The sequence below is a fragment of the Paenibacillus sp. Y859 genome (assembly GCF_056786405.1).
In genome coordinates this window covers 768,881-783,426 of the sequence record NZ_JBXCIZ010000002.1, presented here as the reverse complement: position 1 = coordinate 783,426, position 14,546 = coordinate 768,881, and the positions used below count along the sequence as shown (strand labels likewise).

Here is a 14,546-nt window from a genome sequence, read left to right as displayed (position 1 = left end):
AAAGCAGATTATTGTTTCTGTATTTCCACTATTACATCATTGTGAAAATACAGTACAATTTTATCATTTTCTCGGAGAGATTGCACGGATAATGTCGTGTCACCTTGATGAATATATGCATTTGGTGACAACTTATACAAATTCTTATCGGTTGCAAGTTGTTTTTTCACATAAAAGTCTCTTGAAGTATCTGTATACTTCCAGAAAGTCTTCTCAAGTTTACTAAGCACATTGATGATCGTAGTTCCATCTACATCTTTACGTATTTCGACACGTTCTCCTGAAGTCAGACTGTTTAATACAGTGCTCGTACTACCCGCACGAATAATTTTAACAGCACCTGATGCTTTGATAACTTCTGTGCCACCTTTAAAACTTTTAACGGTAACGTTTGAAGTGGCTATATCTACAGCTAACACTTCGCCCGAAACTAACTTAGATACTTGTGCTGATATAGCAGTATCCCCGCTATAAGTGACATTTACAATCTGACCAATCTGTAAATCAGAAGCTTTCATTAATTCTCCACTATCACTAGTAACAGTAGCCTTGTCTAAATAAACATAGTTCGTACCGCTTCCCGATTTCGCAGTGATCCATTTATTACCCGAATCAACAGACGCCACTTCATATTGAACAGATGTTTTCAGCAAAATTTTGGATACCGTTTCTTGATTATCCCCGAGTACAAGAGTTACCTCATTGCCAACTTTTACATCTGATATATTCAGATAACTTTTACCATACATCTCAACCGATGTAATTTGATAAGGAAGGGTAATTCTTTGACCGTTAGCACCTTCAATCGTTATTTTTCTAGCAAGCGTATCCACTGCTGTTACAGTTCCATCATACTTATATACCACTTCGAGCGTCAAAGCACGATTTGTAATATAGCTAAGATTAATTTTACGTCCACTAGTTAGAAAGTACTCAATTCCTGTCAATGATGGGATCGACGTATTGTAAATCAGCTTCGTCTTGTCATCTATTGTAACTACAAATGGTCTGTTTTTTTCATCTAATATCGTCAACAGCTTCGTCTTTGTATCATAAGATACGACAGTGGCATTTGGCTTTTGTTCCATTTGTCTATTAAGCACGACAATCTTAGTTACTAATTCCTTCGAGTCTAGCGTCATTTCAACTTGATCTCCAGCAGTAGCGTCAGCTAGAAGATCCGCTAGAATCGGCTTATTAATACCACTAATGACAATCTCAGGTTTATCAGACAGCAACTTCACTTCCAATGAACCACCCGTTTTGGTATACGTAATGGTTGTCCCATTTGAGCCAATTTCATAAATAGTACCACGAATCGTCCGTTCGACAGCTTGAGTTATTTCAATTGAGCGAATGGTGTTATTTTGAACAGTGTAGTTAATGACTGAACCCACTTTTAACTCCGCTGGAGATAATAATTGATCCTGATAACTGATAACAGGTACCTCATCCCATTTATAGCTCTCCATCGTGCCTACTGTATTCTTAATTCCAACCGTCTTGGAATTAATGTCTACACTTTCTACTGTTCCTGTGCCATTTTTATTGACGACATTTGTTTTCACTTGAACAACCACTAGATTCTTATTCGTAGAGAAGGTCTCCCGTTTTATAACAATTTGACTTCCCGTTGTTATATCTTTAGCTTCAATCTTATTGCCACTTACATCAAGGAAAGTAGTGTTGGCATCATAGTTGAAATTATCAAACCCTGTATTAGTAGAGACAGCGAATGAATTCCCCGGGAACAATCTTTCAAATGTAGTCTCGATATTCTCTAACTGTTCCGTAGGATCTATAATTTCTACATATGCAGCCTTGCCGCCATTCTCAATGATCATCACTTTGGAGTACAACTTGATATCAGAGAATGGAACTTTGATATCAGAAGTTTTGGTATAGTAAACCGTTGTATTATTTAATGGAAAATTACGTATACTACCGTTAACAAATAAGCTGATTGAATTGTCAGTTAATTCTGTCACGATACCTTCACTTGAATTTGCATATTTAATGTCGGTCTGATCATCACCACGACTAAAGAACGTTGCTAGTTGAGCGCGAGTAACGGAACCTAGCGGATCGAAACGATTCCCTTCAATACCAGTCGTTAATCCCATCTCGATAGCAGCATTTACATACCCAAGTTTCGAAGCAGAAATTTTACTATTATCCACGAAAGAAGTTGCTCTTGATGCTAATGCTTGAGCTTCATTCTCCTTACCAATCGCACGTACTAACAATTCTGTAATCCATTCCCGACTAGCTTTCTTCTCACCCCAGGAAGTTTTTGATGTAACATCATCAACTTCAACCTGCTTATCCAACAAATTATGTTGGAAAGCTAGAGCTACATAGGGCTTGAAGTAATTATTCACCGTAAAAGTAGCAGGAAACACAACTGCCGTATCTGTGTTTAATTGATCTTGGATATTCATAAATCGGATTGCCATCGTCACAGCTTCCTGTTGTGAGACACTATCATTCGGTCTGAATAATCCTTTGTCACCCAATAATATGCCTTGTGATGCTAGTTTGTAGATATGTTTTTCAGCCCAAAATCCACTCTTCACATCACTAAATGTTCCGGAAGCCGATATTAAGGCATTTGTAGCTACTGGTGTTGTTCCATCCGCAAAAACCGCGGCCCCTGAACTTAATGCCACCATACTTGCAAGAACGGCAGATACCACCTTTTTAGAACTCATAGAATTACTGCGCTTGGATTGCATATTTCTTCCCCTCTCTTAATAACACAAATACAAATCAGAATCAGACTGTCTAGAATTAAATTAATATTCGACATAAAAGCTCCAATCCCTGCTTTTCTTCTAATTTTTCACCATTGGATGCTCTAAATCAACATGTCCCATCAGACTTTCTACTTTAGCACCATTAACAAGAAGTTCAATAGATTTCACTTCATCAAATTGAAATAATGTATTTTGAAGTGCTTCAAGTGCGAACAATTCACCACCTGAACCAAGACGAGCTTCATCTGGAAGGTTAATGTCCATCGTTATGGCATCTCCTTTGAAATCAAGAGAGAGCAATTCAATCTTTGCCCATAATGAAATGAGTTCAGCGTTGTCACCTTTTTGAAGCGCTTTAAACGCTTCTACATATTTTTGGGATTCATCCACGTACGTAATCTCGGTTGTGGATTCTATTAGTTCCATCGCTTGGGAATCCGTAAAATAAACCTTAATGTATTCTTTTTGGGATGCGGATGCATTTGTTGTTGGCACATTCTCTGTTGGCACAGTTACTGGCTCTGATTGTCCATCGCTTGGCTGCGCTTGCGGCTTATTCCCACAACCCACTCCAATGACTACGACTAATGCGAGAATCCCCACACTCCACCATTTTCTATTCATACTCTTGTCCCCCTAAAAGTTTTGTAGCAATTGCTTCCTGATGTTCACTTCGTCAAAACTAGCTTCGGAAGCATATACTTTAAAGTTTTGTAGCAATACTTCTTGATTTCTACTTCGTCAAAACTCACTTCGAAAGCATTATCTTTAAAGTTTTGTAGCGTTACTTCACACCAAGATACTCCTTAATTCCGTCCACAATACCTTGGGCAACCCGATTTTGTAAGTTTTCGGTAAACATTGCTGATTCATCTGCTTTATTACTGAGATAACCTACTTCTAATAAAACAGCAGCCATCTTCGTTTCACGAATAACATGGAAGTTCCCATATCGAACGCCTCGATCTTTAAATCCTGTCGCTTTCACTAAATACTTATGCATGACTTTTGCAAATGCTATACTACTATCATTTTTATAGTATGTTTCACTTCCCGTAGCTGCAGACGAAGTGGAGCTGTTTGCATGTACAGATACAAAAACAGCCGCGTTCAAATCATTTGCAATTTTCACACGATCTTTTAACTCCAAGAAAGTATCATCATTTCGGGTTAAAACGAAATCTAGATTGGGTTCCTTCTTTAATAGTTGTCCTGTCTTAAGAGTAACAGCCAAATTGAAATCTTTTTCCCTCTTGCCTGTCACACTAATCGCCCCAGGATCTTGATTACCATGACCAGCATCAATAACTACAATCTTCTTCCCATTATCCCCTATAGGAAAAGATGGATCCGTTTCTGACGAATTCAGATCAACAATTAATACGTTACCCTCATTATACATTGTGTACTTCTTGGCATGATTCAAATCCATTACAATTCTCACTGTTGAAGGGGAATTATTAAATAATGAATATCTAATTTTCGTTAGATCTGGATAACCACTTACCGCGAAACCACCTTGCATATGAGCGTTAAGTTCATGGGTCGCTCCATATGTATCTGAGAAATGGGCATCGGGTATATCAATGATAATACGATCGGGTGATTTCAATACAGACACCTTTGGTTTTACATTACCCGTAGTAGCGACCATCAAACGATTATCACTAAAACTCATACCATCAATAGTTGCGAGTCCGTTGTTCTCCCCAGGACCAGGCGCAGGTTGACCTTCATTTATATCTCCTGACCCTTTATCTGGTGAAAGCAAATATACTGTTTTGGATGTATTATCCCAATCCACTTGAATTCCCATTTGCTCACTAACAAATCTAATGGGCACCGAGACGGTATCATTTTTCAATATAGGAGCCGTTGACAATGTGGATTTATTACCGTCCACCCAGGCGATCTTGTTATTAACTGCCAACTGTAGCGTTGTATCTTTGTTCTTTATAGTTACCGTGCGCTCTTTTTGCTCCCATATGACTTCAAATCCTAGATTTTCCGAGACAACACGAATTGGAATCATTATATTGTTATTCACATTCTCAATTTTTACATTTGACGCAAACACAAGTTCCTTACCGTTCAAATATACATTTGAATGTCCTGAAGCCGCTTGTCCCTTGTTTGGAAATGCCATAACAAAGATGATTATAAACAATAGAAAGCTAAATTTCTTCATCATTCACCCTACCATTCCTAAAATTTTGTATTTCTAATCCAACTATTTCCCTCTCACTTCCTTTCCTCGGACAACTATTAGACGTAATTTCGCTATAAAGGTTGCGAAAATCTTCCTTTTTATCGACAAAGAACCCAAAAGCAGATTCGCTCTCAGGTCCTTCATTCTATATTATGTCAATTTAATTCATTTCTCTTAGTTTGAAGCTTCGTCTCGAACCATAGGATGTTCCAATTCAACATGTCCCATAAGACTATCAACAGACTTATTATCTACTAGCAGTTCGATGCTTTTCACTTCATCAAATTGGAACAAGGTGTTCTTCAAGGCTGTTAGTGCAAAACTCTCTCCGCCTGATCCTAACCTTGCTTCATCCGGCATGTGAATATCCAACGTAATGCCACCCGCATCGAAAGAGATCGACTTCAGTTCAATCTTGCCCCATAGCGGAATTAGATCAGGATTGTTACTAGATTGCAATGCTTTAAACGCAGAATCATATTTCTCAACTTGATCAGAAAAACTAATCTCCTGCTTTACTTGTACAAGTCCCTCCACTTGAGGATCCGTGAAATAGACTGCAATCTCCTCACTTGAGACGGAATCAGTAGACTTTGTTACGGTATCCTTGTCCACTAGTTTATCTCCTTCTGCAACATCTACAACAGTCTCCTGACCATCCGTGCTAGCATTTACTGTTGGAGGAGTAACCTTTTCTTTTGAAGTCGATGAGATTTCTTGGTCTTGCGTAGTGCTTGATCCTTGAACAGTACCGCCTTCTGTCATTGGCTTCTGTCCACACCCCGTTCCAATAACGATCAATAAAGACAATATGAATATACAGCTTATTCTTTTATACAATATAAGCACATCCTTCGGGAGAAATCACTTCGTTTCTATATTTAAATACTCTTTAATTCCATCCACAATAGCCTGTGCAACTCGATTCTGCAAGTCATCCGTAAATAATACAGCTTCATCAAAGCTATTACTTAAGAACCCAATTTCTAGAAGCGAAGCAGCCATTGTCGTCTCTCTGATGACATGGAAGTTCTCATTCTTAACGCCACGATCCTTTAAGCCCGTAGCTTTAATAAGATACTTATGAATACTAGTTGCCAGTTCTTTACTCTCTGACCGATTATAATAATATGTTTCCGTTCCGTTAGGACTTGATGATGTATTGCTATTCCCATGAATAGAAACAAATACATCTGCTTGTAATTGATTGGCTAGTACTGCACGTTCCGATAAAGTTGGATATACATCGCTATCCCTAGTCATGACAACTTCAATATTCGGTTCGTTAAGGAGAATGGCCTGAACTTTCAATCCTACAGACAAGTTAAAGTCCTTCTCACGCTTTTTCGTGACACTCGAAGCACCAGGATCTGACCCTCCATGTCCAGGATCAATTACGACAAGCTTACGACCAGTATGACCTGAATCAATGATTGCATCTTCTTCATATCCAGCTTCATCTTCAGAAACATTCAAATCGATAACAACGATATTAGAACCAAAATCTTGATTCAATCGAAACTTTTGAGCAGCATTCAGACCCATTACGATACGAACCGTATTCGGATCACGAGAGAATAAAGAATACTTCACTTCAGTTACATTAGGATATACGCTAGGGTCCAATGTGTCCAATGCACCCTGCAATGTTGTATCTAGGGGTTGAATTGAAGAAAATGTATCAGCGAATATGGTGTTAGGCAAATCTACCACAATCCGATCAGGATTGCTTAATGTCATAATTTTAGGTTTTACCTCATGGTCCAAAGATATGATAAGTTGATTATTAACAAGTTCTATTCTGTTAAGCGTCCTGTTAGTCTTATCAGCAGGATCTACTAGCGGCGTAGTTACAGATGGATTAGTCTCATTCGGTACAGTTAACGCAGGTAAATCTACTTTTACATCTGTATCCGTATTGGCTTGTCCATTGTCAACAGAACCAGGTTCAGCACTTGTCAGATAAACCGTCTTATCTGTATTATCCCAACTCACAGTCAGTCCCATTTGCTCACTCACGAAACGAATCGGAACAAGAACCGAATTATTCTTCACTTGAGGTGCAGTATTAAGAATAACCTGCTTCCCATCAACAGTTACCTCATCCTTATCGACAGTAAGTAAAATCACTTTTGAATTTTGCTGAATTGTAACACTTTTTTCTTGTTGATTCCAATCTACATTAAATTTCAGATTCTCCACAACGACACGAATCGGAATCATCACGTTATCATTAACTACTGCTACTTGAACATTGTCTGGCATCGTTATTTCGTTACCATCCAGAATGATCTTTGACTGAACTGCCGCCGCCTTGCTTTCGCTCGGACAAACGACAAGAAAGAACATACACAACAACAATAAAAAACTAAATTTCTTCATTATCCACCCCGGTTGTAAATATTTCCTCTTAAACAAACCTTTTTACCCTCTTTTTTACCAATATAGACACTATTCTATCTAATGTTCTGAAACTCCTGCTTTTCTTTCATTTTTTCTTCAAAAAAAAGATAACCAGCTCTTTAAGCTGATTATCTTTTATATAATAGATTCAAAAAGTTTCATTTCACTTCAAAATAAGCTACCTGTTACTAATGTTATGAGACAAGCTTCAACCCTATCGCTGCACCTAAAACCATTGAAATAAAAACAATTCTTTTCCAATCCTTGGATTCTCCATACAGGAGCATTCCTATTATCGCTCCACCTGACGCCCCGATACCTGTCCAAATGGCATATACTGTACCCATCGGAAGTGTTGTCATCGCAAACGCAAGTAATACAAAACTCGCCCCAAATCCAACCATTAACAAAACGATCGACTGCCAATTACGGTCTCTATGCAATTTACTTATCATAGCAACACCAATCATCTCAAATATTCCTGCGAAGATTAAAGATACCCAAGCCATTAGGAATCAGCCCCTTCCTCTGTTTTGTCCTCTGTTACTAATTTCAAACCAATAACACCAGCCAATAATAGTAGTATCAGAAGTATTTTCGCTATTTTAATAGGTTCACCAAAAAAGAAGGTTTCGGATAACACAGTACCCGCCGTACCCATCCCTACAAATACGGCATATACCGTCCCAACGGGAAGCTTTTTCCCTGCCATAATTAATAAATAGAAACTAATAATAATAGATATAATAGTTCCTATCCATGTCCAAACATCATCAGCATGTTTTAATCCTATGACCCAAAATACTTCAAAGAACGCTGCAATCATGACCTTTATCCACTCTTTATTCATTTCATTTCACTCCTTAGATTTATATTCCTCAAAAAAGACACAAAAATAACCTGGGCGACAACTGTTACACAGTTTCTCCCAGGCTTTTATCCTTCCGTGACATAGCAGAGCTATGAGTTTTCTCTCGGACCAGACCAACTATTGTTGCGGAACCCTAGAAAACATTTAATATTGAATTCGAAGTACTTCAATTAGATTATAACACCATTATCTCTTTTTTGCTCAAATGCTGTAATTGCTGCTTCATGTTGAAGCGTTAGTCCAATATCATCTAGACCTTGAAGTAGGAATTGACGACGGTGCTCATCAATTTGGAAATCGATGTGTAGACCGAAATCATCATTCAACGTCTGCTTCTCTAGATCAACATGCAACTGATAACCTTCATTCTTAGCTGTACGTTGGAATATATCTTCCACTTGTTCTTCAGACAACTTGATAGGCAAGATGCTGTTCTTAAAGCAGTTATTATAGAAAATATCTGCAAAGGAAGGTGCAATGACACATTTGAAGCCATAATCCAAAATCGCCCAAGGAGCATGTTCACGTGATGATCCACAACCAAAGTTGGCTCTAGACACAAGCACAGATGCACCTTGATAACGTGGTTTATTCAAATCGAAGCTATCGATGTTGTTACCTTGTTGATCGAAACGCCATTCATAGAACAAGAACTGACCAAATCCAGTACGCTCAATTCTTTTTAGAAACTGTTTAGGTATAATAGCATCCGTATCTACGTTAACGCGATCTACAGGACCTACAATTCCTGTTAATTTAGTAAAAGCATCCATATGGTTAACTCCTCTCTTCTTTATACTTTAGTTGGCTACTTCCGAATTGAAGCTCCATTCACGAATATCTACGAATCTACCTTTGACAGCAGCGGCTGCTGCCATAGCAGGAGATACTAGATGCGTACGTCCTCCACGTCCTTGACGACCTTCGAAGTTACGGTTCGAAGTAGAAGCACAACGTTGTCCAGGCTCAAGAACGTCCGGATTCATTGCTAGACACATACTGCAACCTGCATCACGCCATTCAAATCCCGCTGCAGTGAAAATTTTATCAAGACCTTCTTCTTCTGCTTGAATCTTCACTCTACCAGAACCTGGTACGACGATTGCAGTAACTCTACCTGCTACACTATGACCTTTCGCCACAGCTGCCGCAGCGCGTAAATCTTCGATCCGTCCATTCGTACATGAACCGATGAACACATAATCAATCTCAATGTCAGTCATTGGTGTACCTGGTTTAAGATCCATATATTCAAGTGCAGCTTCAGCAGCTTTACGTTCATTCTCAGTAGGTAATTCTGACGGTACAGGAACCTTGGATGTAATATCCGTTCCCATTCCAGGGCTAGTACCCCAGGTTACTTGTGGGATCAATGAATCGACATCGAATTCCAATATCGTGTCAAACTCAGCATCTTCATCCGTACATAATTGCTTCCAAGCTTCAACAGCCTTGTCGAAGTCTGCACCTTGAGGTACATGCTCACGTCCACGCAAATAGTCGAATGTAGTCTGGTCTGGCGCGATCATCCCTGCTCTAGCTCCACCTTCGATGGACATATTACAGATCGTCATGCGCTCTTCCATCGTTAATGAAACGATCGAATCACCTGTGTATTCAATAACATAGCCTGTAGCGAAATCTGTACCATACTTAGCAATAACTCCTAGAATCATATCTTTCGCTGTCACACCTAAATTACGTTTCCCAGTGAAACGAATTTCCATCGTCTTCGCCTTGGATTGTTGCAAGCATTGCGTAGCCAATACGTGTTCAACTTCACTTGTACCGATACCGAAAGCCAAAGCCCCGAAAGCACCGTGAGTTGAAGTATGGCTATCTCCACATACAATCGTCTTCCCTGGATTCGTAAGTCCAAGCTCTGGGCCCATTACATGGACTACCCCTTGTTCAATACTATCAAGGTCGTATAATTTCACTCCGAAATCGCGACAGTTCTGTGACAAAGTATCAATTTGTTGCTTAGAGATTGGATCTTTAATATTGAAACGATCTTTCGTAGGAACGTTATGATCCATCGTTGCAAAAGTCCGTTCAGGACGACGCACCTTGCGTCCACTTAAACGTAGTCCTTCAAATGCCTGTGGAGATGTCACTTCATGAACAAGATGCAAGTCGATATATATGATACTCGGTTTGCCTTCTTCTTGATGAATGACGTGATTGTCCCAAATTTTCTCAAACATTGTCTTTTTACTCATCATATTCACCCCATCTTAAATTCGAACTTTGGAAGATTTGCCTCTACTTATGAGGCGTCACTTGATTAATCACAATAATATCATCAAACCATTCATTGTTCCAAGATATAATATCTATAAACGCTATAGGTTTAAACTATAACATATGTGAGGCTTATATTATACGATCTCTATCTACTATGGTTACTAGACTGATTATTGGATTCATCTTTGTAGAGGTGTAGGAATACACTCCTACACCTCCACTTGTTAATATTATTATAATTTGTTTATAACTCATCTTAATAAAGTTGAACTGCTCTATTCTATAACAGTCCAATTCTTCTGATCATCATCCTCTATAATCCCGAACGTAACATCTACAATGTCCGGATCTTGTAATACAAGATTTCGAATATCGAATTTAATATCATCTGCCTCAGCAAGGGTGAAACCTTTTTGTAGCTCGATCAGACCATCTGCATGATAGTAACGCCCTTCTTGCATAATCCGTAAAGAATAAATATCTTTCACATGTGGTGCTTGAAGTATAATATTCGAAATTCTTGTTTCTATTTCCTGTGGTGCTGCTATTCCAATCAGACCAACCATATTGTCGTAACCCACTTTAAAAGCAACTCCGACCATAAGCACACCAATTAGAATTGTAGTTATCCCGTCCAAATAGGGCGACGCTACAAGTGAAGTAACAACAATCGATATAAGTGTAAGAAGTGCACCTGTCACAGCTACAAGATCCTCATAGAATACCAACCTTGTTGGGGGTGCTGCACGACTAACATTTTTAAGCGCTACCGTTACAATCGCCAGACCTTTGGCCTCTACTCGAGCTTCATGATGAATTTCTTTCATCGCTTTATACAGAATAGCCCCGTCAACGGCAACATTAATTACGAGTACACCCACACTTAACCAGAAGTATCCTTTACTCTGCTCTGGATGCTGGATTAAATGTATCCCTTCGAGTATCGTTTCGTATGCTATAACGGTAACGACAAGGACTGCAATCATACAGAAAATGTTGATCACACGCCCGAAGCCGGTTGGGAAACGTCGTGTAGCTTTTTTTTCCGAGAGTACACTTCCGACAAATACAAAGCCTTGGTTAATCGCATCAGCAAGTGAATGCATAGCCGACGCAAACATCGTTCCGCTGCCGCTCAATGTTGCAGCAACCGTCTTAATTCCAGCTAGCACTGCATTACCAGTCATAGCAATCGCAGACGATTTGTTTCCTTTTTTTACTAACTGCCAAAGTGTTTCTTTGTCTGTGGATACTGGACTCATAGTTCCTCCTAAATATTCGCAAGTGATGTTATTTAATTTGTTTTATTTAGATCTCCCATATTGCTTAGCATAAGAAACGATGACTTTATAATTTTTTTTATCCTTCATGTTCCTTAAGGGATAAAATTGGGGTCTCGTATTCACTTCCAGAATCCACGGTTTTTTCATAGAATCCAAAGCCACATCCAACCCTAATTCCTTGAATCCCTTTTTATGTTGATCGAAGTTATTCCCTACGGAGACACCCAACTTCTTCAATCTTGTTTCCATATGTTTAATTTCGTCTGTATTGTACCCTGCTCCTGACATCGTTTGATGTAAATACCCGATTCTCCTGCTTTGATTATAGTTTGTCGCAACCTTACCAGTCTTCCCTATTTTCGCGAAGATAGCACTGCTAATCCATTTTCTTTTGTTCGTCTTCTGGACCATAACACGAATATCGAAGGGGGTTCCTTTCGCTTTTCATTTAATTGGTCGGTTATACTCCACACCACTTACACAAAGCTGTTAGCAAGCGTATGGTCTCATGAAAAAACCTCCAAATTGGAGGTGAATGAGTTACTTATTTTCATAACGTACTAAGCCTTAGTTCATAAAAATACTGTACAATGGGATGCTTTAACTTCATCTTCTCGGTCATGTTTAAAATCCGCTTCTTTCCAACTCGTCTGTCCACCAAAGCTAGAATATTCAATAAGATATCATTGCTCTCTAGGCTTTCCTCTATTGAAGTAGATAAATATTTATTAGCTACAACGTTAAAATTCGATTTACTTAATGATGACTGTGCTGACAAAAGATCTTTAGCATATTGCGAAATTATTCTACCTCTTGCAATTACTCTTAGACGATCCTCCGGAACTATTCCCTTGGTATCTTTTCTGACCGATTCAATTTCTTCATTGTTGATAGGAATTTGGATATCTGAATCATTCTTAATTTCCAGCTCTGTCTGATACCATCTAATTGAGGTAGTTCTATCATTCATATTAAGTACGTTCTTTTTATCTACCGCAATATAACAAGTTCCTGCTTTATCAGGTAAATAACGGTAGCTGGTTGCACGGTATTCGACCCTTCCATATAACGCTGGACAGAGAAAACTCTCCAGTTGTTGCTTCAATTTACTCCAGGACATGTAATCCTCCTATGTTTTAATATTCATAATACTAGATCTAATCCCTCAGAACCTTAACCATCCACGGAAACTTCTGGCAGCATAATAAGATTCTGCTCCATTGTGGTACATAAACACTGTATCGTATCGACGATCACAGAATATAGCCCCGCCTAGCTTTCTAATGTGTTCAGGTGTATGCACCCAACTCGATGTTTTAGTATCGAAACTGCCTAGTTTCTGCAGATCTCGATATTGTTCTTCTGTTAGAATCACAATTCCCATTTCATTAGCCATATCTATAGCGCTGTTTTTTGGCTTGTGTTCCTTCCTAGATTCCAGTGCTTCGCGGTCGTAACAAATACTTCTACGACCCTTAGGACTTTCCGCTGAACAATCACACATAATGTATTCGTCCTTCTCAGTCTCATAACCGACAACATCTGGCTCACCACCGGTTTGTTCCATTGCATGAAGCGACCACAATTTTTCAGCATTCGCTTCTAGTTTTGCTTGTACGTGAGCCCATTCCATTCCTTCATGGCGATTCATATTTTTCTCGAAACGGGCTTGCAATATTTTGAGTAGTTCTTCTTGTTGTTCTGGTAATAACGTTTTATTTCCATTTTTCATCCTGATTCTCCTCATATTCCATAAACCTTTTATTGAAATAGCTGACACTTGGGTATCCCGCTTCATTCGCGATTTGACCGATTGAGCAATCACGGCGCTCCAGCAGCCATTTCTTGGAAATTTGCAGTCTACATCTTGTAATAAACTCCATTGGTGTAATCGACATGGTCTGTTTGAATAACTTGCAGAAATAGTGAGGGCTAACATCCACTTTGCTTGACCAATATTCGAGCAGAAAAGGTTCAGTAGCAGAAGATTGCAAATCAGGAAGCAAATCCAATATCTTTTTATTACTTCCCCCTTGCTTCCGCTCCGTTAAGGGAATTGCTTGCTCATTGAACTACTAATGCGTAAGTTCTAGCAGATAATTGCGTCGGATTAAGCATGAGATTGGTTTCTGCTTCTCCCAATGCAAAATAACGATCTAGCGAAATAAGCGGATGTAGCTTTAATCGTAGCTGGTGTAGGCGCTGTTGGAAATTCATTCTAATCTTACTATGCTGAATACGGTATCGGATAGCCAGACTAGGAGTTCTCGTCGTTCTTCCCGCTGATCGTACGATACTTAAGATTTCTGATTTCTGATTTCTGATTTCTGATTTCTCCATATTAAGCACAACTTCTGCAAAGTACTCATACGCAATCGGTTCACGCTCGATAAATTGTTCCAACTGTTCAAGCCACACCATTGCTTGCTTGTTATTACTTAAATACGTCATTAACCTTGTCTCAATGTCGTTCATAGCGTCTCCTGTCAAAACTGTAATCAATAGAACAATTATACCAAACTTAGATGTTGCTGTGCCTCAATAGCCACTATTCCCGTTCAACTGCTCTCAACCAATATGATATTTGGCTACTTGTGAATGTGTAGCCCTACTATAACAAAAGTTCGCTGACGGATAGCTGTCAGCGAACTTTTGTTTGGGTGGGTTGTTTAATTGATAGGCATGGTTGAGGAGGTCCTCCTAGGAACGTTGGTTTTCACTTGGTTTATGCATTGTTCCAGATTTCTTCATCAATCGAGTTATCCCAGAAATCCATA

14 protein-coding genes, 1 pseudogene and 1 riboswitch are annotated in these 14,546 nt (G+C 39.1%); all 15 genes and pseudogenes read right to left on the bottom strand.

Going from position 1 to position 14,546, the window contains the following annotated elements; genetic code table 11:
* Positions 1-8 precede the first annotated feature (8 nt).
* Positions 9-2,711 (bottom strand): S-layer homology domain-containing protein, encoded by a 2,703-nt coding sequence (locus AC1TO8_RS08745; protein WP_482055175.1) that lies wholly within the window; start codon positions 2,709-2,711, stop codon positions 9-11.
* Between the two features lie 123 nt (positions 2,712-2,834).
* Complete coding sequence (locus tag AC1TO8_RS08740) at positions 2,835-3,380, bottom strand: GerMN domain-containing protein (protein WP_482055174.1); 546 nt, start codon at positions 3,378-3,380, stop codon at positions 2,835-2,837.
* Between the two features lie 160 nt (positions 3,381-3,540).
* A complete protein-coding gene (locus tag AC1TO8_RS08735) occupies positions 3,541-4,944 on the bottom strand; it encodes an N-acetylmuramoyl-L-alanine amidase family protein (protein ID WP_482055275.1) in 1,404 nt (467 codons plus the stop codon).
* Positions 4,945-5,139: 195 nt separating this feature from the next.
* Positions 5,140-5,805 (bottom strand): GerMN domain-containing protein, encoded by a 666-nt coding sequence (locus AC1TO8_RS08730; RefSeq protein WP_482055173.1) that lies wholly within the window; start codon positions 5,803-5,805, stop codon positions 5,140-5,142.
* Positions 5,806-5,829: 24 nt separating this feature from the next.
* Positions 5,830-7,314, bottom strand: a complete 1,485-nt coding sequence (locus AC1TO8_RS08725) for an N-acetylmuramoyl-L-alanine amidase (protein ID WP_482055172.1) — start codon at positions 7,312-7,314, stop codon at positions 5,830-5,832.
* Between the two features lie 248 nt (positions 7,315-7,562).
* Entirely contained in the window at positions 7,563-7,877 is a 315-nt protein-coding gene (locus tag AC1TO8_RS08720; protein ID WP_482055171.1) for a DMT family transporter, read from the bottom strand.
* Complete coding sequence (locus tag AC1TO8_RS08715) at positions 7,877-8,218, bottom strand: DMT family transporter (protein ID WP_482055170.1); 342 nt, start codon at positions 8,216-8,218, stop codon at positions 7,877-7,879. The genes AC1TO8_RS08720 and AC1TO8_RS08715 overlap by 1 nt, the downstream gene beginning before the upstream one ends.
* Before the next feature lie 73 nt (positions 8,219-8,291).
* Positions 8,292-8,387, bottom strand: a riboswitch (guanidine-I (ykkC/yxkD leader).
* A 22-nt stretch (positions 8,388-8,409) separates the two neighbouring features.
* Entirely contained in the window at positions 8,410-9,012 is a 603-nt protein-coding gene (gene leuD / locus AC1TO8_RS08710; protein ID WP_482055169.1) for a 3-isopropylmalate dehydratase small subunit, read from the bottom strand.
* Positions 9,013-9,039: 27 nt separating this feature from the next.
* Positions 9,040-10,461: a 3-isopropylmalate dehydratase large subunit gene (leuC, locus tag AC1TO8_RS08705; protein ID WP_482055274.1), complete on the bottom strand. Its 1,422-nt coding sequence runs from the start codon at positions 10,459-10,461 to the stop codon at positions 9,040-9,042.
* A 300-nt stretch (positions 10,462-10,761) separates the two neighbouring features.
* Positions 10,762-11,748, bottom strand: coding sequence for a cation diffusion facilitator family transporter (locus AC1TO8_RS08700; RefSeq protein WP_482055168.1), 987 nt, complete (start codon positions 11,746-11,748; stop codon positions 10,762-10,764).
* 42 nt (positions 11,749-11,790) lie between these two features.
* A pseudogene (locus tag AC1TO8_RS08695) lies at positions 11,791-12,198 on the bottom strand (YheC/YheD family protein); the annotation flags it as partial.
* A gap of 121 nt (positions 12,199-12,319) precedes the next feature.
* Positions 12,320-12,889 carry an SF0329 family protein gene (locus AC1TO8_RS08690; protein ID WP_482055167.1) on the bottom strand — a complete coding sequence of 190 codons (570 nt, stop codon included), beginning with the start codon at positions 12,887-12,889 and terminating at the stop codon, positions 12,320-12,322.
* Between the two features lie 45 nt (positions 12,890-12,934).
* The gene (locus AC1TO8_RS08685) at positions 12,935-13,501 is read right to left on the bottom strand and encodes a DUF4256 domain-containing protein (protein ID WP_482055166.1); all 567 of its coding nucleotides are present in this window, start codon (positions 13,499-13,501) and stop codon (positions 12,935-12,937) included.
* Positions 13,485-13,781 (bottom strand): helix-turn-helix transcriptional regulator, encoded by a 297-nt coding sequence (locus AC1TO8_RS08680; RefSeq protein WP_482055165.1) that lies wholly within the window; start codon positions 13,779-13,781, stop codon positions 13,485-13,487. The genes AC1TO8_RS08685 and AC1TO8_RS08680 overlap by 17 nt, the downstream gene beginning before the upstream one ends.
* 52 nt (positions 13,782-13,833) lie before the next feature.
* Entirely contained in the window at positions 13,834-14,244 is a 411-nt protein-coding gene (locus AC1TO8_RS08675) for a hypothetical protein (protein ID WP_482055164.1), read from the bottom strand.
* Between the last annotated feature and the right edge of the window lie 302 nt (positions 14,245-14,546).

Coding starts and splice junctions, on each gene's coding strand:
- AC1TO8_RS08745 (WP_482055175.1), bottom strand. CDS start 2,711: ATGAGTTCTAAAAAGGTGGTATCTGCCGTTCTTGCAAGTATGGTGGCA.
- AC1TO8_RS08740 (WP_482055174.1), bottom strand. CDS start 3,380: ATGAATAGAAAATGGTGGAGTGTGGGGATTCTCGCATTAGTCGTAGTC.
- AC1TO8_RS08735 (WP_482055275.1), bottom strand. CDS start 4,944: ATGAAGAAATTTAGCTTTCTATTGTTTATAATCATCTTTGTTATGGCA.
- AC1TO8_RS08725 (WP_482055172.1), bottom strand. CDS start 7,314: ATGTTCTTTCTTGTCGTTTGTCCGAGCGAAAGCAAGGCGGCGGCAGTT.
- AC1TO8_RS08720 (WP_482055171.1), bottom strand. CDS start 7,877: ATGGCTTGGGTATCTTTAATCTTCGCAGGAATATTTGAGATGATTGGT.
- AC1TO8_RS08715 (WP_482055170.1), bottom strand. CDS start 8,218: ATGAATAAAGAGTGGATAAAGGTCATGATTGCAGCGTTCTTTGAAGTA.
- leuD (WP_482055169.1), bottom strand. CDS start 9,012: ATGGATGCTTTTACTAAATTAACAGGAATTGTAGGTCCTGTAGATCGC.
- leuC (WP_482055274.1), bottom strand. CDS start 10,461: ATGAGTAAAAAGACAATGTTTGAGAAAATTTGGGACAATCACGTCATT.
- AC1TO8_RS08700 (WP_482055168.1), bottom strand. CDS start 11,748: ATGAGTCCAGTATCCACAGACAAAGAAACACTTTGGCAGTTAGTAAAA.
- AC1TO8_RS08690 (WP_482055167.1), bottom strand. CDS start 12,889: ATGTCCTGGAGTAAATTGAAGCAACAACTGGAGAGTTTTCTCTGTCCA.
- AC1TO8_RS08685 (WP_482055166.1), bottom strand. CDS start 13,501: ATGAAAAATGGAAATAAAACGTTATTACCAGAACAACAAGAAGAACTA.
- AC1TO8_RS08675 (WP_482055164.1), bottom strand. CDS start 14,244: ATGAACGACATTGAGACAAGGTTAATGACGTATTTAAGTAATAACAAG.